This is a genomic window from Marinomonas atlantica (assembly GCF_001639725.1).
GTDB lineage: Bacteria > Pseudomonadota > Gammaproteobacteria > Pseudomonadales > Marinomonadaceae > Marinomonas > Marinomonas atlantica.
The window spans coordinates 1-24,449 of sequence record NZ_LTAW01000002.1; the positions used below are offsets into that span (position 1 = coordinate 1).

The window sequence follows — 24,449 nt, forward strand, 5'->3', positions numbered from 1 at the left end:
GTAAGTGCTGTGAGGCATTGAGCTAACCAATACTAATTGCTCGTGAGGCTTGACCATATAACACCAAAATGGTTTTTACTGTCGTTGTTCCAGACAACGAACAGTACTTCCTCCTTCCATGGAGGTCGAGTGTGAAGAAAACACAACCGCTGTACTACAGACTACGATACCAACACTGGTTTGATACTTGGTTATCACTATTTCAAAAGTTTTATTGTTAAAGACTCAAGTTCACGAACTTGCGTGTTTTGGCTAAGGCAAACAGAAGCCACCCAAAACGATCGCAAACCCGTTTGCTTGACGATCATAGAGGCGTTGAACCACCTGATCCCATCCCGAACTCAGAAGTGAAAGGCGCCATCGCCGATGGTAGTGTGGGGGATCCCATGTGAGAGTAGGTCGTCGTCAAGCATCATACAAAGGAAGCCCTGATAGCCATGCTGTCAGGGCTTTTTTGTGCCTGCGGTTTTCCTAAACGCATAGATTCCGCCCCCCTCCTTTTGTGTCCCGCTTCGCTTACGCTCATCTCATGCTTCGACGTGTCAGTGCGTGACCTCAAAAGCGTGCGCCTTATGGCATCGATTAGAGAAGGCGTTCAGAAAAACAGAGACATAGGCATCACCTGATCCCATCCCGAACTCATAAGTGGCTCTCAACACGCCGCAGGCGCTCACCATCGCCGATGGTATTATGAGGATCCCATGTGAGAGTCCAGCAAGGGGATAGATATCGTCAAGCATCATACAAAGGAAGCCCTGATAGCCATGCTGTCAGGGCTTTTTTGTGTCTGCGGTTTTCCTAAACGCATCCACCACTCAGCTAGACTCCGCACCCCCTTTTGTGTCCCGCTTGCGCCCATCTCATGCTTCGACGCTTAAGCCCGTGACATCACAGGGATACTTAAACCTCGAAAAGTAATCCCTTATATGAGTGCGTTGCTGGCCGTTTGGACGCGATGCTTACTAGGTCTAATGACTCGTACTCAGGAAGAGCAGCTGTAATGACTGACACCGCCCATGCGATAAAACTCTTCTGGGCGCAAACGATAGTATTTATCTTCCATTTCTTGAGACTGCTCTTGGTAGGGGGCATTCAGTACTTCTTGTAGCTCTTTGATCAACGCGTAGTTGCCTTGTTCCGCTTGTTGATATGCTGGTACTACGAGCCATTCCCGCCATGTGTATTTTGGGTTTACCTGTATCATAGTTTTGCTAATGCCGGCTTGTTGCTCGCTGGCATTAATAGTGGTACGCCATCGATCGAGCCATTGCTGCCAATGATTTAATTGCTCTTGGGTTGGCTGTTGGTAAAAGCTACTGGTCAGGGCAGAGATTTCTTGGGGTACGTGGGACAGCTCACGGAAAAACATATTGAAGTCAGCACGAGTACTGACCATCAATTTTAACAGTTGTACCACAAGCTCAGAGTCATAGACTTCAAGTCCTAGTTTGCTCGCCCACATTGCTTCGACTTTTTGTTGCATGACATGGCTGAACTCGTCACGGATTTGCAGCAACGCCTTGTGGGCAGTCGGTTCACTTTGTAGTAATGGCTCTAATGATTTGCAAAACATACTGAAATTCTGCTGCGCAGCTAGTGGCTGATTCAAGAAGGAAAAGTGGCGACCGCCGCCTGTCCAAGGCTGGAAAGCCGGGTCGAATATTTCACAAAATCCGAATGGGCCGTAATCTAGGGTGTATCCTCCTGCGGGGCAGTTGTCGCCATTAAAGTTGCCTTGGCAGTAGCCGACACGAATCCAGTTAGCCACTAAGGAGCTTAGCCTTTCACGGAACAATTGAGCTAGCTTGAGCAGCTTGTCAGAGAAGCCTAGAGCAGGATCGATTTCTTCTTGGTACTCTCTGTCGATTAAATGCAGCACTATCATTTCAAGCTCTTCGAGTGCATCGAAATGAGCGTTGTTACGAGCGCGACGAGCAAACAGTTCTAGCTGACCGACACGTATGAATGACGGCGCGACTCGGGTTGAAATCGCCACTGGATTGGAGACCATTACTTCTGGGTCATTGGACTGAGAGCCTTCGTAGTACCAAGGGCGGTCTACGCGCTCGGATTTTGATACGAACAAGCTAAGGGAGCGAGAACTAGGAATCCCAAGGGCGTGCATCGCTTCTTGTGCTAGAAACTCGCGTACGCTTGAACGCAGTACGGCACGACCATCGGCACCGCGACAATAGGGCGTCCGTCCGCCACCTTTTAGTTGCATTTCCCAGCGCTTATCCTTGAAAACGCCTTCAAATATCGACATAGCGCGTCCGTCGCCATAGCCATTGCCTGTGCGAAAAGGGCATTGCTGATTATATTCAGTACCGTAAATGGAGAGGGCGTAACCGGTAGCCCAGCCAAGCTTTACCATCGGGGCTGGTGCTTTAGACAGGTCCCCAGAAAAAACACTTTGAAAACCTGGTGCTTTTGCCAATTCATGGTCTAACCCAAGTTCATCAAAGAAAGTGGTGCTGTGGGCAATGTATTCAGCGTTTGGTAAAGGCGTCGGCGTTACCGGTACATAATGACCCGAGTAGATTTGTCTTGGTCGATGATCCTCGCCATTTTCGTGAGCTTCAGGGTCAGGCTTGAGTGACTCTATTAAAGAGTAGTCAGCCAACTCAGCGAATTCGTTAATGGTGCAGATCTTGGGGTTGAGATCACTGGTATTGTCGTTTGCCATGCAGGATCTTCTCTCTTAAATAATCGTAGTTTGAATTCGGCTTATTTTGGACTTATGAAAATAAGAATGTTCTCGCTTTATCGCACTATTATAGTACTAAGGGGGTTGGTTAATGAATTTATCGAATTGAACCTTATTGCTTTATGAATAGCTGCGCACTTTTTTTAACTATTTCGATAATATTAGATATTGATATTGTCGATGAAAACAAGGGTTTAGTGAATGAGCAGTCAATCGTGGGTAACGAAGTTATACAAGTGGATTGTACAGTCCAGTGAAAAAGATAATGGAGACAAGCAATCGGTCGCTAAGAACTTTTTAAAATTAATTTCTGCTCAGTTTCTGACGAATACCGGTGATGCCATCGTAAACCCAAAGGTAACGCTGCCATGGTTGATGCAAAGCGTTGGAGCGCCTACATTTTTAATCGCTTGGTTGGTCCCGATTCGTGAGTCAGGCTCTTTGTTGCCGCAACTGTTTATAGCAAGTGCTATGAGGCGGTTAGCAATTCGTAAATGGGTCTGGGTATCTGGAAGTGCCGTACAGGCTTTGTCATTATTGCTCATGGCTTTGGTCGCTAAATCACTAGATGGCCTAGCTGCGGGAGTGTGTATTTTGCTATTGCTGACATTATTCAGTTTAGCGAGGGGGTTAAACTCTGTTGCAACGAAAGATATTTTAGGTAAAACCATTCCAAAGTCTGAACGCGGTCAAGTAACAGGGTTATCAGCTAGTGCTGCTGGATTGGTTACGATTGGTATTGCTGTGATGATGGCTGTGAGCTATCTGTATGACTGGCATACATCGGCATACTTTGTGTGGGGGCTCGTTTTAGGCGCTGTTTTATGGCTTCTATCAGCACTGATATTCTCTAAGGTAGAAGAGCCCAAAAGTGAGACTGAAGAATCTGAGTTTAGTTTTTTTGATTCGCTAAAACAGCTGGCATTACTTAAAACGGATAAATCATTTCGTCATTTTGTTATCACACGAGCGTGTTTTCTAGGTACGGCCTTAAGTGCCCCTTATTATGTTGTGCTAGCAGAGGATCGTATTGGTAACTCTGTTTGGGTTTTGGCAATGTTTATGGGATTAAGTGGTCTTGCTGGCCTTTTATCAGGCCCTTTTTGGGGACGATTTTCCGATGTTTCTAGTCGTAAGGTATTAATTACAGCTTCGACGTTAGGTGCGATGACAGGTGTATTTCTATTTGTCATTGCTCAATTAGCACCTTCGGCATTAAGTTCGGTATGGCTTTTACCGCTATTTTATTTCCTATTAACGGTATTTCATCAGGGCATACGTGTGGGGCGTAAAACGTATTTGGTGGATATGGCTGAGGGTAATAAACGTACCAGCTATGTAGCGGTTGGTAATACCGCGATTGGTGTGATGTTACTGATATTTAGCTTAATCGGTATTTTGGGTGATGTATTTTCACTTGAGCTACTCGTTCTAGTGTATGCCATGATTACACTGATTGGCGTGGTCATGGCCATACGTTTACCAGATGTATCTAAGTCTTAGTGATCGGGTAACGGCACAGATGCACTTTGTTTAATCTTACTCAATACGAGTGTGGAACTAACATCGCGGACACCTTCCATATTCGAGAGCGTGTCACTTAAAAAGTCAGATAAGGAACTCAAGTCTTGAGCAATCACCCTTAACCAATAATCACAACAACCTGTGACTGAGTAACACTCCAAAACAGTGTCTATTGTTAAGATACGTTCTTGAAAATGTTTGCGAGCAAGGCTGTTACCTTTATCTAATGTAACGAAGACAAACGCGGTCACCTGGTAGCCAAGTTCGGCGCTATTTAACTGTGTATTGTAAGATTCAATAAGGTTGCTTTGTTCTAATCGCTGTAAGCGCCTAGAGCACTGTGAGGGAGATAGGTTAACTTGCTCAGATAAAGCAACATTAGATAAGCGTGCATTGGACTGAAGCGCTTTAAGTAGCTTCCAATCGTATGCATCTAATTCTAAGTGATTCATTCAAGGTTCCTTGGGAATGCTGCTCAGCTTATTGTTTGATTAATATGTTTAGTTGCTGAGTTAACAGTCTTATCCTAAGTAATTCTTATGAATAAACAAGCACATTGTTTGCTTTTTTTTGGGCAAATAAGAATAAATTTGTGCTGATATGTAAAAAAGGCTGCCGAAGGCAGCCTTTTCAGTAATTAATCGGAGGGTAAATTCTTCGATAACCAACCAAGCGCTTCATTGTAAGGCGCTGGCATGTTACTCAATGATTTTATAATCGATTGAAGTTGCTCTAAATCACCAGAACAAGCATTCAAATGGCCAACTTTACGGCCTGGACGAACGTCTTTACGATACCAGTAAAGTTCTAGGCCCTTGATTGCTAGCCAATCGTAATCAACGTCAACGCCGATTAAGTTAACCATCATACTTTGGTTTTTAACTTCTGCTGGTGCAAGAGGTAGCCCTGCAACGGCACGAACATGGTTTTCAAACTGGTTCACACTTGCTCCAGCTTGAGTCCAGTGTCCACTGTTATGGACGCGTGGTGCTAGTTCGTTGATTAGCAGCTCCTCACCACAACGGAAACACTCCATTGCCATGACACCGACATAATCTAAGGCATCCATCAGCTTGCCCAGCATGCTTTCAGCTTGGTCTTGTAAGTGTTCAAGTCGCTGCAGAGGAGAGATAGAAGCGTAAAGAATACCGTTGATGTGCAAGTTTAGTGTTAATGGGTAAAAGTACTTCTCACCATTCTTACCACGCACTCCGACAACAGACACTTCTTCATCAAAGTTGATCGCTTGCTCTGCAATCGCTAGGCCTTTCCAATCATCTGGAATCTCTGTGCCTTCGCTCTGTTTCAACCAATATTGACCTTTACCATCGTAGCCACCGCGACGGCGTTTCATTAGCACACGATCGCCCAAGGTTTGATAGGCTTTTTCTGCAGTTGAATCGTCTTCAACAGGAAACCAAGGTGCTGTTGCAAGCTCAAGCTTATCAATCCACTGCTTTTGCGTTAAACGATCAGCAAGTTGTGGAAAGGTTTCCAAGTTAACGAAGTTCGGGTGCGCCGAAAGTTGTTTTGTTGCGGCTGTTTCAGGCCAATCTTCACGCTCAGCTGTAACAATATCATCGGCTTTAAGAGGTAGTGTTTCATCTGTCTCAATATCTACAGGTCGAACATCTAAACCAAGTGGATTTGCCGCTTGTTTCAACATCGCGCCAAGTTGACCAGCGCCTAGTACCCAAATAGATGACATATTTTAAGCCTCACGTGGATCTGGATTAGCTAGAACCGTATCAGTTTGCTCATCACGGAATGAATCGATACGCTGCGCAAGCTCTGCATCTTCGTTAGCTAAAATTTGACAGGCAAGTAAACCCGCGTTGAATGCGCCTGCAGTGCCGATAGCAAGTGTTCCTACAGCAACGCCTTTTGGCATTTGAGCAATAGACAGTAGACTGTCCATACCATTTAACGCTTTGCTTTGAACTGGTACACCTAGAACAGGTAAGCGTGTGTGTGCTGCGACCATACCTGGAAGGTGAGCGGCACCGCCAGCACCGCCAATGATTACTTTGAAGCCACGCTCAACAGCACTTTCAGCAAACTCAGCAAGCTTCACCGGTGTACGGTGAGCTGATACCACCTCTACATGGTACGCAACGCCTAACTTGTCCATGATTTCTGCGGCGGATTCCATTGTGGCCCAGTCACTTTTTGATCCCATAATAAGGGCTATTTTAGCTTGCAAAGTCGTTCTCCTGCGCTGTGCTCCAACGGATATGAGGGGAGTGTCGGAGGTTAAATTCAAATCATAGGAGGAGCTGCGCTCAACTCCTGTAAATAGGGGCGATAATATAGCCGATTTTCGCCGAAACCGCGAGTTAGGCTGAGCTTAGAAACGACTTTTTTAGCGTTTAAGGAGGGATTTAACAAAAACAAAAAAGGCGAGTTTAGGTTCTCGCCTTTAGATAGCTTTCATAGTCCGGAACTTGCTTTTCAAAAGCTTCATCGAACAGCGGTGAGCTGATGAGAAAGTTTGCTGATGAAACGCTGCAGGCGATTGGGATATTCCATACAGCCGCGACACGAAGAAGTGCTTTGATATCAGGGTCATGAGGCATCGGCTCAAAGGGATCCCAAAAGAAAATCAAAACATCAATTTTGCCTTCTGCAATAAGACCGCCCAATTGCTGGTCACCACCAAGAGGGCCACTAATCAATGCAGTTACAGGTACTCCTAGGTGCTTTTGTAACAAATTACCTGTCGTGCCTGTTGCCATTAGCTCATGGTTAATGAGTTTGTCTTTATGTTGTTGAGCCCAAGACGTTAGTTCAGGCTTCATATTGTCGTGAGCCACCAAAGCAACGCGTTTACGCGCTGCAGTGGTGATGGTTTTTTTATCCATTAAACGACTTCGCCCACTTTTACGGCTTTGATCATATTACTGGTGCCATGAGATACCAAGTGATCACCTTTAGTCAGAATCACTAGGTCTCCATCTTTTACTAAGCCAAGCGATTTCACTTTATTCACTAGGCCTGAAATGATGGTGTCTACGTTGTACTCTTGAGAAGAGAAAGCAACCGGTGTGACACCACGGTATAACGCACATTTATTCAGCGTTTCTTGATTTGGTGATAAGGCAAAGATGGGGAGTCCTGATGAAATACGAGACAGTAACAAAGGTGTTGTGCCAGAGGCCGTTAAGCTAATAATCGCTTTCACCCCTTCAAGGTGATTAGCAGCATACATAGCAGACATCGCAATTGTTTCAGAAACCGATGTGAAGGTGATGTCTACACGGTGTTTAGAGCGCATCACAGAGGGTTGCTTCTCAGCGCCAAGGCAAACACTGTCCATCTTCTTAACCACTTCTTCTGGAAACGAGCCCGCTGCAGTTTCAGCCGACAGCATAACCGCATCCGTACCGTCTAATACAGCGTTTGCCACGTCGAACACTTCGGCACGCGTTGGCATCGCTTGAATGATCATGGTTTCCATCATTTGTGTAGCCGTGATCACAGGGCGATTTAACTGGCGACAGCGCTTGATCATATGTTTTTGAACGCCAATCAACTCTGCATCACCGATTTCAACACCAAGGTCACCACGGGCAACCATTACAGCATCTGATGCACGAATGATGGCGTCTAGCGTTTCATCGTCAGCAACGGCTTCAGCGCGTTCAACTTTGGCCACGATACCCGTTTCTAAGCCAGCAGCGATAGCCAGTTCACGGGCTTCTTCAATATCAGCTGCACTTCGAGGGAATGATACCGCAAGATAATCGGCTTTAAGTGCAGCCGCAGTGATAATGTCTTCTTTGTCTTTTGCCGTCAGAGCCGCAGCAGAAAGACCACCACCTTGGCGGTTGATACCTTTGTTGTTTGACAGAGCACCGCCGACAACCACTTTCGTAATGACTTCATTGCCTTTGACTGCAGTGACTTCCAGCACAACACGACCATCGTCTAACAATAGTACGTTGCCTGGAGAAGAGTCCGCCGCTAATTGTGGGTAGTCGATACCAACACGTGTTTCGTCGCCAGCATTCTTGTCAAAGCCAACATCAAGAATGAAAGTTGCACCTTCTTGCAATGTGACTTTCGTCTCTTTAAAGCGAGCAATACGGATTTTAGGGCCTTGAAGGTCACCTAGGATTGCCACATGACACTTATTTTTAGCTGCCATTTCACGCACGACTTTTGCGCGATCAATATGATCTTCTGCTTGACCGTGGGAAAAGTTTAAACGAAAGACGTTTGCCCCAGCCAAAATCAACTTTTCGATCATTTCTGGTGAACTTGAAGATGGGCCTAGCGTAGCAACGATTTTGGTTCTGCGAGTCATTTTTATTCCAAATAGAGAGTTAAAGCGTGGTAACAGTATAACAGAGACGAAAAAGGCTGCGTCAGCAGCCTTTGTGAAAATGCATTATTTAGCGTTTATAAAGGCAATGGTATTGTCTAGCATTCGGTTTGAGAAGCCCCATTCGTTGTCATACCACGCCATAACTTTAACCAGTTTTCCTTGAACGCGTGTTTGAGTCGCATCAAAGTTTGAGGTATACGTGCTGTGATTGAAGTCTGATGAAACCAGAGGTTCGTAGTTTACACATAAAACCTCTGCCAAAGTCGGATCTGATGCAATGGCGTCTTCAATGATTTTGTTCACTTCTTCAGCGCTTGTTTCACGAGGAGCAAGAAACGTTAGGTCGATCAGTGAAACGTTAATTGTTGGAACGCGAACGGCCATACCATCAAATTTACCTGCAAGTGCAGGGACGACTAAACCAACCGCTGCAGCTGCACCTGTTTTAGTAGGGATCATATTCATAGCCGCCGCGCGAGCACGGTACAGGTCTTCATGATAAACGTCAGATAAACGTTGATCATTAGTGTAAGCGTGAATCGTCGTCATTAAACCACTTTCAATGCCTAGCTTTTCATTTAACGGTTTCGCTATCGGTGCTAGACAGTTAGTTGTACAAGAAGCGTTGGATATAACGGTCATATCAGAGGTAAGTACGTCTTGGTTTACACCGTAAACAACAGTTGCATCGACTTCTTTACCTGGCGCTGAAATGATGACTTTCTTTGCGCCTGCTGTAATGTGAGCACCGGCTGTTTCTTTTGTTGTGAAGAAACCAGTACACTCGTAAACAACATCAACACCTAAATCTGACCAAGGCAATTTTGACGGGTCACGTTCAGAAAAAGTTAGGATTTTATCTTCATTGATGTATAGCGCTTCAGCATCAAAATCCACTTTTGCATTGAAACGTCCGTGAACTGTGTCATATTTAGTTAAGTGAGCATTGATTTTGGAATCACCAAGGTCGTTGATGGCTACGACTTGGATTTGGTCGCGCTTGCCAGACTCGTACAGAGCTCGAAGTACGTTGCGTCCGATACGTCCATAACCGTTGATAGCTACCTTAATCGTCATATCTCACTCCTAGTATTAAAGATACATTCTGTCCTAGTCGATAATTGTAGAACAGATTTCTTTCAGTCTTATTGTAAAAACACTACAAAAATAAAAAATTCTTAATGGCTGTAATTGAAGACAATGGCGTTATTGTTCAATAAACAGTCACGTCTTTGTAATATTCAATCATATAGCCTGTTTTATAGCTCTATTCTAACGAAAAAATCAATCCTTGACAGTATTTTTGGTAAAAAAATTACGTAAAAGGGTGCTTTCGACTGGTTTTAGCTTGTTTGTTGTATTTATTTTATTAAAATGTAGTAAAATTACATAAATTGATTTTATGTGTTTCTTATGGAATATAGACGGAGAAGAGATAATGAACCCTATTGTGGAACAAGTAACCCAAGCCATTATTGAGCGTAGTAAAGACCTACGCGCTCAATATTTAGCGGATATGAAGCAGGCTGAGTTAAAGGGTCCACATCGCGGAGCATTATCATGTGGCAACTTAGCGCATGGGTTTGCTGCCTGCCAGCCTCAAGAAAAACAGAAGCTGAAATTGATGGACGAAGCCAATGTCGGCATTGTTTCTTCCTACAATGATATGTTGTCAGCCCACAAACCTTATGAAAGCTATCCTGATATTATTCGTAAGGCCGTTGCAGAGATGGGATCTATTACACAGTTTGCAGGCGGTGTACCGGCTATGTGTGATGGCGTGACGCAAGGTCTTGAAGGAATGGAGCTGTCACTTTTTAGTCGCGACAATATTGCGCAAGGTGCCGCAATTGCACTTTCTCATAATATGTTTGATGCGGCACTATTTTTAGGTATTTGTGACAAAATTGTTCCTGGTTTGCTCATTGCAGCACTTCGCTTTGGCCACCTTCCTTGTTTCTTTGTGCCTGCGGGCCCAATGCCGTCAGGTATCACCAATGCTCAGAAAGCCGCGGTTCGTCAGCGCTTCGCAAAAGGAGAAGCGACTCGTGAGGAACTATTAGAGGCAGAGTCGGCGTCTTACCATAGTGCGGGTACGTGTACTTTCTATGGCACTGCAAATTCTAATCAATTATTGGTTGAAATGATGGGGTTGCAGTTGCCCGGCTCTTCCTTTGTGAACCCAGAAGATCCGATGCGTGAGGCGTTAACGCGCCATGTTGCTCAACTGGCAACGAAGACCACGGCGTTGGGGAATGATTACCGACCTATTTATAAAGTTATTGATGAGCGTTCTATTGTAAATGCCGTCGTTGGATTGCTCGCTACTGGGGGGTCAACCAACCACACGATGCATATTGTCGCGTTCGCTCGTGCCGCAGGTATTCTTATTAATTGGCAAGATTTTTCAGAGCTATCAAAAGTTGTGCCCCTGCTAACACGTATTTATCCAAACGGCCAAGCAGATATTAATCATTTCCAAGCGGCGGGCGGTATGGCGTTTTTAACCAAGCAACTGTTAAAAGGCGGTTTGCTGCATGAAGACGTAAATACCATCATGGGGCACGGCTTAACCCACTACACCAAAGAGCCGTTTATGGATGGTGATAATGTGGTGTGGCGTGACGGTATTGAAGTCAGCCTGGATGAAGAGGTGGTTCGTCCTATTGAAAACCCATTCAGTCAAGAAGGGGGGTTGTCGCTTTTGAAAGGCAATCTTGGTCGTGCAGTGATTAAAGTATCAGCCGTGAAAGAAGAAAATCGCATTATTGAAGCGCCCGCTGCTGTGTTTCACGATCAGAATGATTTAGTGGAAGCGATCCGCAGCGGTGAGCTAAAGCAAGATTGTGTCGCGGTTGTTCGATTCCAAGGCCCGAAAGCCCTAGGTATGCCTGAGCTACATAAGCTCACACCGTACTTAGGTAACCTTCAAGATCAGGGTTATAAAGTAGCGCTGGTGACCGATGGTCGTATGTCGGGAGCATCGGGCAAAGTGCCAGCGGCGATACATTTAACGCCTGAGGCGTTGGCTGGCGGTGTCATTGGTAAGATTCAAACGGGTGATTTGGTGCGATTAGATGCTATAGAAGGCACGTTAACGGTTTTAATTAGCGATGATGAGCTTGGCCATCGTGAGCAAGCACAATGCGATTTAACCGCTTCTCATCAAGGTATGGGGCGCGAACTGTTTGCCAGTTACCGTATGTTAGTGAACGGTGCTGAACAGGGAGCATGTAGCCTGTTTCATGATTAATAGATTTCTCTGACTACTAACGTTTGTTAGTAATGGTGTTTAGGCCTCTTCGGAGGTCTTTTTTTTGACTTCAAAAAATTGAAGTCAAAAACTACCGACGTAGTTGATAGGCAAAAAAAAGCCGAGCACATAATACATGCTCGGCTTTTGTTGATAGTAACTCTATTAAACGTTTAGTCTAAAGTTTCTAGATTCTTTTCGTAAGAATCAAAAGTATCCAATACTTTTTTCTCTGGAGCTCCACTCATTAAGCTGACAACAACAATTGCCAGTGTAGAAAGAATGAAGCCTGGTACGATCTCGTAAACATCGAAAATGCCACCAGAGATTTGTTTCCAAACAACGATCGTAATACCACCGACTAAGATACCTGCTAAGGCTCCGTTACGGTTCATGTTGCGCCAGAATAAGCTAAGGATAACCGCAGGGCCAAATGCTGCGCCAAAACCTGCCCATGCATAAGATACAAGGCCTAATACAGAACTCTCAGGGTTAAAGGCTAGAATCAAGGCAATAATTGACAGAGCAACAACTCCTAAGCGACCCACATTAACAATTTGTTTCTGCGTAGCGTTAGGATTGATCCAAGATTTGTAAAAATCTTCTGCTAAGGCTGATGATGATACAAGTAGTTGAGAATCGGCAGTACTCATGATTGCAGCCAAAATTGCTGCAAGTAAAATACCGGCAACCACTGGGCTAAATACGGCATTTACCAAGATCATAAAGATCTTCTCGCCATCGGCTAATGAGCCACCCATGTTTGTGTCAACATAGACGATACCAACTAGACCGATCAGTAAAGCACCTACCATTGAAATAGCAGTCCAACCAACAGCGATACGACGAGCTGTTGCGATGTCTTTATTTGAACGTGCTGCTTTGAAACGAGCCAAAATATGAGGTTGGCCGAAGTAACCGAGGCCCCAAGCGACCAATGAGATGATACCAATCATACTTAAAGGCTCGCCATTAACATCATTCCATAGTGTCAATAGTTCAGGGTTTTTATCAGCAAGTGTTGTCGTAAGTGTTGACCAATCACCTTCCATGATGGCAAATGGCACGATGGCCAATGCGGCACACATCAAAAGACCTTGAACTAAATCAGTCCAAGATACAGCTAGGAAGCCACCGAATAGCGTATACGAAACAACACAAACAGTACCGATTATAACCGCCCAGCGGTAATCTAGACCAAATACAGTTTCAAATAGTTTACCGCCAGCAACAAGGCCAGAGCTGGTATAAAAAAGGAAGAACAGCAAGATAAAGAAGGCTGAAATCGTCTGAATCAGTTTAGAGTTATCTTGGAAGCGGCTAGAGAAATACTCCGGAAGTGTTAGGGTATTTGACTCAACACTATAAGTACGTAAGCGCTTTGCACAGATTAACCAGTTCAAATAGGTACCCGCTAATAAGCCACCGGCAAGCCAAAGAGACTCCATGCCTGCAGCAAAAGCGTAGCCAGGTAAGCCTAGCAGTAACCAGCCACTCATATCAGAAGCACCCGCTGAGAGTGCCGTAGGCCAAGGACCTAATGAGCGACCGCCAAGGAAATAGTCTTCCGAACTAGATGTGCGTTTGTATGCATATAAGCCAATACCTAGCATGACCACTAGATACGCTAGGAAGGTGAAGCTTATCGCTAAGCTATTGTCGATCATTTTTTAGTCCTCTTATTATCATAGTCAGTGAGGCACATTGTTTGCCAAGCAAGATTGTGACCGGTAAACACAATTAACTCGCTAGGCTGCCCCGTATTTAATAATCTTTATTGTGACAAGAGTTGGCAAAGTGCCACCACTGGCCACTATTTGGCGACAAGGATGCACTTTATTAAATCTAACGGACGATTCTATGTATCAATAGGATAGGATTCTTTCAGAAAAATCCGGCAAATTATCGAAATACTACGATGTAACAATAAAGATGGTTTGAGTGCATGACTCAAAAGTAGAATATGCTCTAAGCCTAGTCCGGCTTAGAGCATAAGTATAGGGTCATTCTTGCTTTGGAAGGCGCGTATCTTGAACACTCAACTTAAGTTTGCGTAGGTGCTCATTAAACTCTGGACCACGTTTTAGCAGGACACCAGTTGCCAACGCATCGATCAGTGTTAAGTACACAATTCGCGAGCTCATTGGCGTATAGATATCCGTATCTTCTGTTTCTTCGATCGGTAACACGATCGAGCAGTGTTCTGTTAGAGGTGATCCTGGGTTGGTTATTCCAACAACAGTCGCACCCGCTTCACGAGCCACTCGAGCGGTTTCAATCAACGGCAATGTTCGGCCAGAAAGTGAAATCACGACCACCGCATCACCCGGGTGAGTGCCCGCTGCAGCCATGCGCTGTACAAGAATATCTGTGTACGCTACAACTGGCATATTTAAACGGAAAAACTTATGGTGAGCATCTTTGGCAACGGGGCCTGAGGCACCTAAACCATAGAATTCAATGCGTCGTGCTTGAGCCAGTACATCAACGACACGGCTGATCAGTGCCTCTGGTAGGAGCTCTTGAGCACGCGTTAAGTTGTTCTTTGCAGCTTCAAAGATTTTGTTGGTGATGGCGCCAGCGGCATCATCAGGCTCAACGTTTAAGTTTACATAAGGTGTTCCTTTCGCCAAACTCTGCGCGAGCGCTACTTTGAAATCAGGAAAGCCACTACCGATCAGACTACGACAAAAACGGTTAACCGTTGGTTCACTTACTTCGGCACGTGCGGCAAGTTTCGCAATGCTGGAGTGAATAGTCGTTTTAGGGTCGGCTAAAATGGCTTCAGCAACCTTACGTTCAGATTTACTCAACGTACTCAGTTTTTCTTGGATTCTGCGAATAATGTCTTCGTGCTTATTCATTTATGTGCTTCAACAGTATTGTATTGACTCGAATGGTTATCAACGACATTCTGACAGCGGTTTGTTCCTCTGGCAATAAGTGATTGAAAATGTGTCCACTTTCTAAGTATTTGAAACAAATGAACTCTATCTTGCCGGAACAGGAGGGCTTGGAGGTTACTGAGTTAGATGAAGGCTTTTCCAACCACACTTATCACATCCATTGGCCTTATAACCTAGGCATTGTCGTAAGAATTTCCGCTTTGAATGACGCTGCTTTCTGTGTGAATCGTAGTGCAGAACTTGAAATATGGCAAAAAGCTGCAGAATATGGTCTGACTGCTCGAGTGCTTTGGAAAAATGAGCTTAACGTAGTCGCCAGTGAATTTTTAAACGGTAAAACCTATTCTTGGGACGTCAAACATACGACGTTGACGTTAGTGCCTATTTGCCAAGCAATGCGTGAATTACATCGTATTGCAGCAGTGACTCATGAGTATGACGTATATTCTCTTATGGCCTCTTGGTTGGATCACATCGAGCATCATCCTAATCATCATGAAATCAAATATTTATATCAGCAGGCTTTGGTATTCTTTGCAGCCTTAGACGCACCTGTTCGACCAGAACGGCTCAGGGTTTGCCACAATGATCTTAATCCTAAAAACATGCTCGTAAAAGATGGCGAGGTGCGTTTAATCGACTGGGAGTGTGCAGGCATGAACGACCCGCTATTTGATTTTGCGGTATTAGTACATTCGCATCATTTGAATGATGAGCAAGCCAAACAAGCTTATCTGATTCTATTTGAAGCGAAGCTAGACGCGTATCACTCTGCAATCATCACTCAATATCGTCAGGCCTACGTGTTAAGGGAATTAATTTGGTTGCTGTTAAAGCACCTCGTCAGTGGCACTCAAGATTTAGACTGTTTGCAGTGGTATCATGCATTGCTAACAGACCCCGTGTTTAACCCTTACTTTACAGCAGAGTGACTATGAACCTTGCAGCCGATTGGCAAGCTTATCTAGCAGAAGAATTTGATAAAGAATACATGCAGTCATTGCGTGACTTTTTGGTAAAAGAAAAAGAGGCCAAAAAGGTGATCTTCCCGCATTCAAGTGATTGTTTTAATGCGCTCAATGAAACTCGATTTGCAGATGTCAAAGTGGTGATTTTAGGGCAGGACCCTTACCACGGTCCGAACCAGGCGCACGGACTTTCATTCTCGGTTAAGCCAGGAGTGAAAACACCGCCCTCATTGGTCAATATCTATAAAGAATTGGAAGCAGATCTTAGTATCCCTATCGCAGATCACGGTTATTTAATCAATTGGGCGCGACAAGGGGTGTTACTGCTGAACAGTGTGTTAACCGTTGAGGCATCAAAGGCAGGTTCGCATCAGAAAAAAGGGTGGGAAACGTTTACCGATCAGATCATTCAACTGATTAACGAGCACCACCAAGGGGTTGTGTTTATGTTGTGGGGGGCTTATGCGCAAAAGAAGGGTCGCCACATTAATCGTGATAAACATCTAGTGCTAGAAAGTGTGCATCCGTCACCATTGTCTGCCTATCGTGGTTTTTTGGGGTGTGGTCATTTTTCTAAAGCAAATGATTATTTGCTTGGTATTGGTAAGGAGCCGATAGATTGGAGCGCTCACCTGCAACCTGTGGAGTAGGGCAAAGCTAAAAAGGCGCGCCGTTCCGCACGCCTTTCTATTAATGGCCTAGTACGTAAGGCAGTGGGATCAATTGCATCTCTTTGCCTTCAGATACCACACTTTTTATATCACTTTGATCGACGTTCAAAATTAACTGGGCGACGGTTACGGTACCAATTTGAGCCACATCGAATATTTCGCCTATCGTTTTGTCTTCTTCGTTAGCGACACTTGAGCCGATGGTAAGTGAGTTATCACTTACGGCTAAAGCTAAATGCTTCTTAGATTTTCCACGGTATTTCATGCGCGCGACAATTTCTTGTCCGGTATAACAACCTTTGGTAAAGCTAATGCCACCGTTGCGATGCATGTTGATCCATTGTGGCAAAATCTCTTCACGAAGACTTTCGCCAATGAGAGGGCGTGCTGCCAAGAGCCCCATTACCTGATGAGCTGCTGGGTCTTCTGCGTCCGGTAATTCTTCCATAGCGGGGGCAACCGTCAACGTTTCTTGGTAATAGGTGTTATTCAGAATTAACTGACTGCAGCCATCTTGATAAGTTGTCAAAATAGCGAGTTCGTATTGCTCTTGTGGCGTAGTGTTATCTGTCAAAGCAAACATAGAACTGACATGGAACTGTTCACTGACATTGTTTAACTCGGTCTTAAAAAATACTGCGTACTTTTTTAAATGAGCTAAAAGAGTGCCCAAAACATCCAGTTTTAATACCAGCTGGTAGGACTCAGGTGCCGTTTGCACGATAAAAAAGTTTGCAATAATACGACCTTTAGGGGTACAGACAGCACCAAATGTGCTGCTCTGCTCCGACACCAGTTTCATGTCAGCGGTGGTTTGGCCTTGCAGTAACTTCGCGCTATCTGGACCAATGACGGAAATGACACCTAGGTCAGAACGGTGACTGTAACTGGTAGCGGGAAGTATTTCACTAAGAAGCTGCTGGAGCTGCATAATGACCTCAAATAAGTAAATTTAATATTACTCATAATGTGGGGTATCCCCTGCTTAATTTCAATGAGTCAAAAGCGTAAATCTGCGTACAGTGTTAGAAGCGTATGATAATTGACGCTTTTTGCCTTGTACTGATACGTAAAAAGCGGATTTCTGTGAATTGATTGACTCCCGCCTTACTTCTTTTAACACTGATGAGATAGGGCGTTTTTAGACGCCGCATAATAATAAGCACATATATTGGGTAGGTAATCATCATGTTCTTAGGGTTGGATTTAGGTACATCCGGATTAAAAGGTGTGGTTATAAATGAGCAAGGGCACGTCGTGGCGCAGGCGAACCAACCTTTGAGTGTGAGTTCACGACGCGCAACATGGTCAGAACAGGCTCCTGAGGCATGGTGGCAAGCGCTTATAAATGTGTGCTCTGCGTTGTCAGACGTTGTCGATTTAAAACAGATTCAGGCGATCGGTTTGTCAGGCCAAATGCACGGCGCAACTTTGATTGATGTGAATGGTGCAGTATTACGCCCTTGTATTTTATGGAATGATGGCCGTAGCCAAGAGCAATGTAAGACTCTTATGGAAACGAACCCAGAGCTTATGTCACTTTCTGGTAACCTTGCCATGCCAGGCTTCACATTACCTAAAATATTATGGGTAAAAGAGAATGAACCGGAGATCTACGCGCAGATAGATAAAGTGCTGTTGCCGAAAGATTATCTCGCTTACCGATTAACGGGGGTATTTTCGAGTGACTGTTCTGATGCCGCAGGAACGTTATGGTTAAACCCACAAACACGTCAGTGGGATGAGCACTTGCTGAAGCTGACGGGGCTTTCTCTTGCTCATATGCCGAGTGTTCATGAAGGTGCTCAAATCATCGGACAGCTGTCGCCCAGTGTGGCAAGTGCCCTAGGTTTTAATGACGTTCCTGTCGTCGCGGGGGCAGGTGATAATGCCGCAGGTGCTGTCGGAATGGGGATAACCGAACCGGGCCAAGGTTTTGTTTCGTTAGGCACTTCAGGGGTCTATTTTGTCGTATCAGAGTCACACAATGCCAACCCTGAAAACACAGTGCATGCCTTTTGTCATGCTTTGCCAAATCGTTGGCACCAAATGGGCGTAACGTTAAGTGCAGCGAATTCGCTATCTTGGTTTGCTAAGACGTTGTCGATGTCTGTTGCGGATCTGTTAGATGAACTTGAACTCTCATCGATTCGTAAAACCTCTGTTGTTTTCTTACCTTACTTAAATGGTGAACGAACGCCAATTAACGATTCCCTTGCTTGTGGACAGTTTTTTGGTCTTCGTAGCAGTACTCGCCGAGAGGAGATGACCTTGTCGATACTTGAAGGGATTGCCTTTTCCTTGCTTGATTGTCAAAACGCTTTGGAGAGTGCGGGCAGCTCAGTGAATGAATTGTCGTTGATTGGCGGTGGCGCTCGCAGTGAATTATGGCGCAGTATCATTGCGAGTATATTGGGTAAAACCCTAACATACCGTGATGGTGGCGATGTCGGACCTGGGCTCGGCGCTGCGCGTTTAGCGCTCTTGGGTAAAAAAGAACAGGACGGTCAAGATATAGAGGCATTGATCAAGCAACACTGTCGTATGCCTGAAGTACTGGCAACCCATTCACCTGAGCAAGATATGCAGTCCTATTATCAAGCCAAGCATGTAATTTACCAGCAGCTCTATCGCAGTACCGAATCACTGAATACTCAGATGTCACAGTTGTGTTGAAATTTTGAATAAGAAAAGCCGTCATCAAGTGGACGGCCAAAATAATCCTTATGACGAAAGTGTCAGAGAAAGGCTTAACCTTCAATACGCTGATAGTATTGAGTTCTAAAATCTCTCGGGGTAACCCCTTTTAGTTCGTGAAAACGGCGGTTGAAATTGGCCACATTGTTGAACCCTACCTGAAAGCAAATATTGGCAATTTGTTGATCTGTTTCGGTCAATAAATTGCAGGCTCGGCTGATGCGCATGCGGTTTACAAACTCTGTAAAACGGTTACCTGTGGCTTTTTTAAAGAAGCGCGAAAAGTGGCTATCGGACATGCCAATCAAGCTTGCGACATCTGCTAAAGTAATGTCATTGGCGTAGTTTTTGGAAACATAATCGACAACAGTATTAATCTTACGCTGTAACGTCTCGCTGGATTTCAAGTCGATTTGTACTGTTGATAATAAACGGTAACTGCGGCTTTGTGATAACTGATGCAGTAGCGGCAAGGCTAGGATAACTCGTTGAAGCCCCGATGCATCGCGTACCTTGGAGAAGGTTTCTTTTAAATAGTGGTAATCTATATCGAAGAACTCAATGCCAGATTTTGCGCGCTGTAACATCGGCATGATCTCCGCAAGTTCAGGAAAAATTTTAGCACCGTATTCAAACGATTCATGATCAAAACGAATCACCATATCACGTAAAGGCACACTGGTGTCTCCGTCTTGGCAGATCCAATTATGCGGAAGACGAGGGCCCGTTAGAATCAACTGTCCAGGTTTGTAATTACCAATGTAATCGCCGACGAACACTTTGCCTTGGGAGGCGACTATAAAGTGCAACTCATAATCAGTGTGCGCATGCCAGCGAATTAGCTCGCTTGGGTAGCCGTGTTCTAGGTAGCGGATCGTCTCAATATCATCATCGACGAGCTCGTATTCGGGGGTGACTCTTTTTGTTGTTATGGCCGACATAGTATTACCTATTTATTCAAACGACACGATAGCCCCAATGCCATGACAGTCATTGGGGCCAGTTGTGTAGACACTTTAGTTTAGCAGGTAAGTGTCTCGTTATTTAGCTATCTAATGGTCGCTATTGGGTCTGGGTGTATTGCTGTTGCATTGATCGAATCGCTTGGCTCAGTTGCGCTATGAACTGCGGATGCTGACGTGGTATGTCGCCCCATAAAAAGCGGTCATTAGCAAATGCCTGAATGCCTTCTTCATCATCGCTGTATGGCTGCAAAGATTCTAAGTTTGGCTCATGATAAGGTGTCGAAATAGAACCTGTGCGTGCTTTTTGAAAGTAAACGAACCAAGCCGCAATACCTTCAATCGTCTTACTGGGCGTTTGGCCTAACTGATAACACCCCGTGAGTGATGGATAAACGAAAATTGGGAATTTGGCATAACCATCGGTACAAATACGCTCAACGGTATCGCCAATGTTGGCATTGCTAAAACGACGCTCGATGATGTCTGCATACGCCTCTAGATTGACAATAGAGTTGCCAATAGCTGGGATGGCATCTTGATGCACAAAGTCACGAAAGTACTGGCGTAAAGCCTCATCGCGCATGGCTTCGTCAAAATATGTCATACCTTTTAAAGCGGCTTGATAAACGACATTGGTATGGCCTGCATTCAGAATGCGAATTTTAGCTTCTTCGTAAGGGTCTACTTGATCGACAAATTGTACACCGACTTGTTCAAGAGGCGGCTTCGCACCCGCGAAATTATCTTCTACGATCCATTGGATAAAGTCCTCGCCCATAACCGTCAGTTCATCATCGGTAGCAAAACGTTGTTGTACGTCTTGCACATGCTCGGGACTGGGTTTTGGTGTAATGCGATCGACCATGGAGCATGGAAAAGCCACATTTTCGTTGACCCATTGTGCGAGTTTTTGGTCGCCTTTTGCATTAAGAAACTGCATTAATCCAGCTTTTAATACGTCTCCGTTATGACGTAAATTATCGCAGCAGAGCAAGGTGATTTTTGCTTGGCTTGTTTGACTCCGAAGTTTTAATCCTGCGTATAAAAAAGCATACAGCGTATGACGTTGACCCGCTAAATCGCCTTTAATTGCGGGATGGTCCAGCATCAAGTGGCGTGTTTCATCAAGGTAATAGCCGCCTTCTGTGACAGTCGATGTGACAAGTTGAGTCGCGCTATCGGCCATCTGCTGATCTACTTGATCGGGGGTTTTCGCACCATCGATTTGTTTCACCAGTGAGCGAATGTGTTGGTATACAGTGGCACCGTCTGCAGCCATTGTTTTAAGAATATATTCGCCATTTTGTTCGATAAAACGAGCAAATTGAGCGCTGTCTTGGGGGCGAAGATTAACCCCTGTAATGCCCCATTTTTTTCCTTCAGGCAGGGCTAATAAACGGTCAAAATAGACCGCTTGATGGGCGCGATGAAATGCCCCGACGCCTAAATGCATCACCCCTGACGTGACATCGCTTCGAACATAATCTTGGCACTGTATTTGATTGGTATTTTGACCGAATGTTAGGCGGTTAGTCATGGCATGCCTCCTCTGCGATCACAGAAAAGACGCGGTCATTCTGGTTAAATAAAATCACTTCTTCACGTTCTAGTGAGATGTGAATTTCCTCGCCATCTTTAATGGTTGTGCGAGCTGGAGCTTTAACGATGATGGTTTGATTATTTGCGAGGCGAACATGGGTATAGGCCTCTGAACCAAGATGTTCAATCAGTTCTACCTTGCCGATAATATCACCACCAGATTCGACGATGTGCATATGTTCTGGGCGCACGCCCATTACAACGCTATCAGGTAGCGGCCCGCGAGTACGAGCAACAGGGAAGTCGATGCTGGCATTGAGCAGTTTTAGATGTAAGGTGTTGCTTTCTCGAACCACATTATCTAACGCAATCAAGTTCATCTTTGGCGTACCAATGAACTCTGCCACAAAGCGGCTGTTTGGTGAGCGGTACAGCTCTAAGGGAGTGCCCACTTGCTCAATTTGGCCAGCGTTTAAAATCACCACGCGATCGGCCAAGGTCATGGCTTCTATTTGATCGTGGGTTACATAAATCATCGTGGTGCCGAGCTTCTTATGCAGGCGCGCAAGCTCTAAGCGCATTTGTACACGAAGGGCTGCGTCTAGGTTTGAAAGCGGCTCGTCAAATAGGAAGACTTTCGGTTGACGAACAATGGCGCGGCCGATCGCCACACGTTGGCGCTGACCACCAGAGAGCTCTTTAGGTTTACGCTCTAACAGTTTGTCCAATTGCAAAGAGGCGGAGACCGATTTGACCTTTTCATCAATCACGCTTTGCTCTTCTTTCGCCAATCTTAGGGCAAAGCTCAGATTATCGGCCACAGACATGTGGGGATACAACGCATAAGATTGGAACACCATGGCCAAATCACGTTTTGATGAAGCCAGTTCGGTAATATCGCGGCCGTCCAATTCGATGTTGCCGCCAGTACTAGACTCTAAGCCGGCAATGGTGCGCAGTAGAGTGGATTTACCGCACCCAGATGGCCCCACAAAGACTATAAATTCGCCTTCTTCAATTGCCAAGTTGATACCACGTAACGCGTGGTAATTATCGTAGTGTTTCTGCAGATCGGTAATGTTTAAGTAAGCCATTATTGTTATTCCTATAGACTATTTCACAGCGCCAAATGTAAGGCCTTGTACCAGTTGCTTTTGGCAGAACCAGCCAAAAATGACGATTGGGGCACAGGCAAGCGTTGAGGCAGCTGACAGTTTTGCCCAAAACAAGCCTTCAGGGCTTGAGTAAGAAGCAATCATCGCCGTTAATGGTGCGGCTTCTGACGCCGTTAAATTGAGTGACCAGAAGGCTTCATTCCAGCATAAAACGATGGACAATAAGCCTGTTGAGGCAATGCCACCAACGGACAGGGGTAACACAACTTTGATCATTTCATCCCATGGTGTCGCGCCGTCCATACGGGCCGCTTCTAGGATTTCTTTAGGTAAATCTTTGAAGTATGAGAACAGCATCCAAACAATGATAGGCAGGTTCATCAGAGTAAAGATGATCACCAGTCCTAACTTTGAATCCAGCAGACCGTAATCACGAGACAAAATGTAAATCGGCACCAGAACCCCAACCGCAGGAAGCATCTTGGTAGATAGCATCCACAGTAAGATGTCTTTGGTGCGTTTGCCCGGGAAGAACGCCATGGAGTACGCTGCGGGAATAGCAATGATCAGCGCTAGAATCGTCGCGCCAAATGAGGTGACGACTGAGTTCCATGCGTGTTTTAGGTAGTCACTGCGCTCTTGTACCACGGTAAAGTTCTCAAGCGTTGGTTCAAAAAACAGCTGCGGTGGAACGGAAATGGCCTGCAATTCCGTTTTAAAGGATGTGATAAACATCCAGAAGATTGGAAAGAACAGCAGTAGTGCAACGCACCAAGATGCTAATCCGACCAGAAGGGTTTTGAGTTTACGTTGTTGCGTTAAAGTCATAATGATTACCTCACACTGTTAGGTTTTTGCCGACAGCGCGGATTAAGAAAAAGGCAACGATGTTGGCCAACAGTACGGCGAATAGACCACCCGCTGAGGCGACGCCTACGTCGTATTGCAATAAAGCTTGGTTGTAAATTAAGTAAGCTATGTTGGTACTGTCGTAACCTGGGCCCCCCCCGGTAGAAACATAGATCTCAGCGAAAACGGCCAATAAGAAAATTGTCTCGATCATGACAACTACGGCAATAGGGCGGGCCAAATGAGGTACCGTTAAGTAGCGGAATATATGCCAACCGTTGGCGCCATCCATTTGTGCCGCTTCTTTTTGTTCCGTGTCTTGAGACTGAAGCGCGGTAACAAATACTAAAATGGCGAACGGTAGCCACTGCCAACTCACCATAATAATGATCGACATAAGAGGATAGTCAGATAGCCAATCGATGGGCTCTAATCCGAAGGATTGAGAGATCCAAGCGAAGATTCCATAGACCGGGTTCATCATCATATTTTTCCAGATCAACGCATTGACGGTTGGCATGATGAAGAAGGGGGAAATCAATAAGACTCGGACAACGTTTCGTCCAAAGAACGGCTTATCAATCAGTGCCGATAAGGCGACCCCGAGCACCACGGTAATCAGTAGTACTGAAATCAACAGAATGAGCGTATTGGAAATGGCAATCCAGAAACCTGGGTCGGTAATGAAAAACTCAAAGTTCATCCAGCCAACGAAGTTATTACGACCCGGGTACAGAAGATTGTAATTGATGGTGGAAAAATAAATGGTCATGGACAATGGCACCAGCATCCATGCTAAGAGCAGTAGCACGGAGGGAGCCATCAGTAAGCGAGTAATGGAACGCTTCATGGGATTTTCTCTCGTTATTGTAGCTTTTAGAGCGCGTCTCACGACGGAGGAAGTACACCGAAAGGTTGTTAACCTTTC

At 45.2% G+C, this 24,449-nt stretch carries 20 protein-coding genes and 1 rRNA gene; 6 read left to right on the forward strand and 15 right to left on the reverse strand.

The genetic code is table 11. The annotated features are described in order from the left end of the window. Positions 1-296 precede the first annotated feature (296 nt). Positions 297-411: ribosomal RNA gene (gene rrf, locus AYW75_RS02750) — 5S ribosomal RNA — on the forward strand. Between the two features lie 571 nt (positions 412-982). Here rrf and AYW75_RS02755 read toward each other — a convergent pair. Then, complete coding sequence (locus AYW75_RS02755) at positions 983-2,686, reverse strand: protein adenylyltransferase SelO (protein WP_067095085.1); 1,704 nt, start codon at positions 2,684-2,686, stop codon at positions 983-985. Positions 2,687-2,908: 222 nt separating this feature from the next. Between AYW75_RS02755 and AYW75_RS02760 the strand changes: the two genes are divergently transcribed. Beyond that, positions 2,909-4,210, forward strand: coding sequence for an MFS transporter (locus AYW75_RS02760; RefSeq protein ID WP_067095088.1), 1,302 nt, complete (start codon positions 2,909-2,911; stop codon positions 4,208-4,210). On the opposite strand, the gene AYW75_RS02765 is transcribed toward AYW75_RS02760, so the two are convergent. The 6 genes from AYW75_RS02765 to gap all read right to left on the reverse strand — a co-directional run bounded on the left by AYW75_RS02765 (position 4,207) and on the right by gap (position 9,635). Further along, positions 4,207-4,683, reverse strand: a complete 477-nt coding sequence (locus AYW75_RS02765) for an Lrp/AsnC family transcriptional regulator (protein ID WP_067095091.1) — start codon at positions 4,681-4,683, stop codon at positions 4,207-4,209. The two genes, AYW75_RS02760 and AYW75_RS02765, sit on opposite strands and share 4 nt — an antisense overlap. 185 nt (positions 4,684-4,868) lie before the next feature. Next, complete coding sequence (purK, locus tag AYW75_RS02770) at positions 4,869-5,939, reverse strand: 5-(carboxyamino)imidazole ribonucleotide synthase (protein ID WP_067095095.1); 1,071 nt, start codon at positions 5,937-5,939, stop codon at positions 4,869-4,871. 3 nt (positions 5,940-5,942) lie between these two features. After that, a complete protein-coding gene (gene purE / locus AYW75_RS02775; RefSeq protein WP_067095098.1) occupies positions 5,943-6,434 on the reverse strand; it encodes a 5-(carboxyamino)imidazole ribonucleotide mutase in 492 nt (163 codons plus the stop codon). A gap of 202 nt (positions 6,435-6,636) precedes the next feature. Continuing rightward, on the reverse strand, positions 6,637-7,092 hold the full coding sequence (locus AYW75_RS02780; protein WP_067095101.1) for a methylglyoxal synthase: 456 nt from the start codon (positions 7,090-7,092) through the stop codon (positions 6,637-6,639). After that, on the reverse strand, positions 7,092-8,537 hold the full coding sequence (gene pyk, locus AYW75_RS02785; protein ID WP_067095104.1) for a pyruvate kinase: 1,446 nt from the start codon (positions 8,535-8,537) through the stop codon (positions 7,092-7,094). Before pyk ends, AYW75_RS02780 begins: the two co-directional genes overlap by 1 nt. An 84-nt stretch (positions 8,538-8,621) precedes the next feature. Continuing rightward, on the reverse strand, positions 8,622-9,635 hold the full coding sequence (gap, locus tag AYW75_RS02790) for a type I glyceraldehyde-3-phosphate dehydrogenase (protein WP_067095107.1): 1,014 nt from the start codon (positions 9,633-9,635) through the stop codon (positions 8,622-8,624). 361 nt (positions 9,636-9,996) lie between these two features. On the opposite strand from gap, the gene edd reads away from it, so the two are divergent. Further along, positions 9,997-11,811 (forward strand): phosphogluconate dehydratase, encoded by a 1,815-nt coding sequence (gene edd / locus AYW75_RS02795; protein WP_067095110.1) that lies wholly within the window; start codon positions 9,997-9,999, stop codon positions 11,809-11,811. 173 nt (positions 11,812-11,984) lie between these two features. On the opposite strand, the gene putP is transcribed toward edd, so the two are convergent. Both putP and hexR read right to left on the reverse strand, forming a co-directional pair. Then, positions 11,985-13,478 (reverse strand): sodium/proline symporter PutP, encoded by a 1,494-nt coding sequence (gene putP, locus AYW75_RS02800; protein WP_067095113.1) that lies wholly within the window; start codon positions 13,476-13,478, stop codon positions 11,985-11,987. 336 nt (positions 13,479-13,814) lie between these two features. Further along, the gene (gene hexR, locus AYW75_RS02805) at positions 13,815-14,675 is read right to left on the reverse strand and encodes a transcriptional regulator HexR (protein ID WP_067032579.1); all 861 of its coding nucleotides are present in this window, start codon (positions 14,673-14,675) and stop codon (positions 13,815-13,817) included. Positions 14,676-14,764: 89 nt separating this feature from the next. Between hexR and AYW75_RS02810 the strand changes: the two genes are divergently transcribed. Beyond that, entirely contained in the window at positions 14,765-15,649 is an 885-nt protein-coding gene (locus AYW75_RS02810) for a phosphotransferase (RefSeq protein ID WP_067095116.1), read from the forward strand. A 2-nt stretch (positions 15,650-15,651) separates the two neighbouring features. Then, positions 15,652-16,335, forward strand: a complete 684-nt coding sequence (gene ung / locus AYW75_RS02815) for a uracil-DNA glycosylase (protein WP_067032577.1) — start codon at positions 15,652-15,654, stop codon at positions 16,333-16,335. 40 nt (positions 16,336-16,375) lie between these two features. On the opposite strand, the gene ygfZ is transcribed toward ung, so the two are convergent. Next, entirely contained in the window at positions 16,376-17,287 is a 912-nt protein-coding gene (gene ygfZ / locus AYW75_RS02820; protein WP_067095118.1) for a CAF17-like 4Fe-4S cluster assembly/insertion protein YgfZ, read from the reverse strand. A gap of 257 nt (positions 17,288-17,544) precedes the next feature. On the opposite strand from ygfZ, the gene xylB reads away from it, so the two are divergent. After that, positions 17,545-19,032: a xylulokinase gene (gene xylB / locus AYW75_RS02825; protein WP_067095121.1), complete on the forward strand. Its 1,488-nt coding sequence runs from the start codon at positions 17,545-17,547 to the stop codon at positions 19,030-19,032. A gap of 74 nt (positions 19,033-19,106) precedes the next feature. On the opposite strand, the gene AYW75_RS02830 is transcribed toward xylB, so the two are convergent. The 5 genes from AYW75_RS02830 to AYW75_RS02850 form a co-directional block, all read right to left on the reverse strand. Continuing rightward, positions 19,107-19,994 carry a helix-turn-helix domain-containing protein gene (locus tag AYW75_RS02830; RefSeq protein ID WP_067032569.1) on the reverse strand — a complete coding sequence of 296 codons (888 nt, stop codon included), beginning with the start codon at positions 19,992-19,994 and terminating at the stop codon, positions 19,107-19,109. Between the two features lie 121 nt (positions 19,995-20,115). Then, on the reverse strand, positions 20,116-21,555 hold the full coding sequence (locus tag AYW75_RS02835; protein WP_067095125.1) for a mannitol dehydrogenase family protein: 1,440 nt from the start codon (positions 21,553-21,555) through the stop codon (positions 20,116-20,118). Beyond that, complete coding sequence (locus AYW75_RS02840; RefSeq protein ID WP_067095128.1) at positions 21,548-22,651, reverse strand: ABC transporter ATP-binding protein; 1,104 nt, start codon at positions 22,649-22,651, stop codon at positions 21,548-21,550. Before AYW75_RS02840 ends, AYW75_RS02835 begins: the two co-directional genes overlap by 8 nt. Before the next feature lie 18 nt (positions 22,652-22,669). Next, positions 22,670-23,500, reverse strand: a complete 831-nt coding sequence (locus AYW75_RS02845; protein WP_067095132.1) for a carbohydrate ABC transporter permease — start codon at positions 23,498-23,500, stop codon at positions 22,670-22,672. 10 nt (positions 23,501-23,510) lie between these two features. Then, positions 23,511-24,371 (reverse strand): carbohydrate ABC transporter permease, encoded by an 861-nt coding sequence (locus tag AYW75_RS02850; protein ID WP_067095135.1) that lies wholly within the window; start codon positions 24,369-24,371, stop codon positions 23,511-23,513. Between the last annotated feature and the right edge of the window lie 78 nt (positions 24,372-24,449).

Bases quoted from the DNA above. Each gene is read 5' to 3' on its own strand.
- AYW75_RS02850 (WP_067095135.1), bottom strand. From the start codon at position 24,371: ATGAAGCGTTCCATTACTCGCTTACTGATGGCTCCCTCCGTGCTACTG.
- AYW75_RS02755 (WP_067095085.1), bottom strand. From the start codon at position 2,686: ATGGCAAACGACAATACCAGTGATCTCAACCCCAAGATCTGCACCATT.
- hexR (WP_067032579.1), bottom strand. From the start codon at position 14,675: ATGAATAAGCACGAAGACATTATTCGCAGAATCCAAGAAAAACTGAGT.
- AYW75_RS02830 (WP_067032569.1), bottom strand. From the start codon at position 19,994: ATGTCGGCCATAACAACAAAAAGAGTCACCCCCGAATACGAGCTCGTC.
- AYW75_RS02780 (WP_067095101.1), bottom strand. From the start codon at position 7,092: ATGGATAAAAAAACCATCACCACTGCAGCGCGTAAACGCGTTGCTTTG.
- ung (WP_067032577.1), top strand. From the start codon at position 15,652: ATGAACCTTGCAGCCGATTGGCAAGCTTATCTAGCAGAAGAATTTGAT.
- AYW75_RS02760 (WP_067095088.1), top strand. From the start codon at position 2,909: ATGAGCAGTCAATCGTGGGTAACGAAGTTATACAAGTGGATTGTACAG.
- AYW75_RS02840 (WP_067095128.1), bottom strand. From the start codon at position 22,651: ATGGCTTACTTAAACATTACCGATCTGCAGAAACACTACGATAATTAC.
- putP (WP_067095113.1), bottom strand. From the start codon at position 13,478: ATGATCGACAATAGCTTAGCGATAAGCTTCACCTTCCTAGCGTATCTA.
- pyk (WP_067095104.1), bottom strand. From the start codon at position 8,537: ATGACTCGCAGAACCAAAATCGTTGCTACGCTAGGCCCATCTTCAAGT.
- AYW75_RS02845 (WP_067095132.1), bottom strand. From the start codon at position 23,500: ATGACTTTAACGCAACAACGTAAACTCAAAACCCTTCTGGTCGGATTA.
- xylB (WP_067095121.1), top strand. From the start codon at position 17,545: ATGTTCTTAGGGTTGGATTTAGGTACATCCGGATTAAAAGGTGTGGTT.
- ygfZ (WP_067095118.1), bottom strand. From the start codon at position 17,287: ATGCAGCTCCAGCAGCTTCTTAGTGAAATACTTCCCGCTACCAGTTAC.
- gap (WP_067095107.1), bottom strand. From the start codon at position 9,635: ATGACGATTAAGGTAGCTATCAACGGTTATGGACGTATCGGACGCAAC.
- AYW75_RS02835 (WP_067095125.1), bottom strand. From the start codon at position 21,555: ATGACTAACCGCCTAACATTCGGTCAAAATACCAATCAAATACAGTGC.
- purK (WP_067095095.1), bottom strand. From the start codon at position 5,939: ATGTCATCTATTTGGGTACTAGGCGCTGGTCAACTTGGCGCGATGTTG.
- edd (WP_067095110.1), top strand. From the start codon at position 9,997: ATGAACCCTATTGTGGAACAAGTAACCCAAGCCATTATTGAGCGTAGT.
- AYW75_RS02765 (WP_067095091.1), bottom strand. From the start codon at position 4,683: ATGAATCACTTAGAATTAGATGCATACGATTGGAAGCTACTTAAAGCG.
- AYW75_RS02810 (WP_067095116.1), top strand. From the start codon at position 14,765: ATGTGTCCACTTTCTAAGTATTTGAAACAAATGAACTCTATCTTGCCG.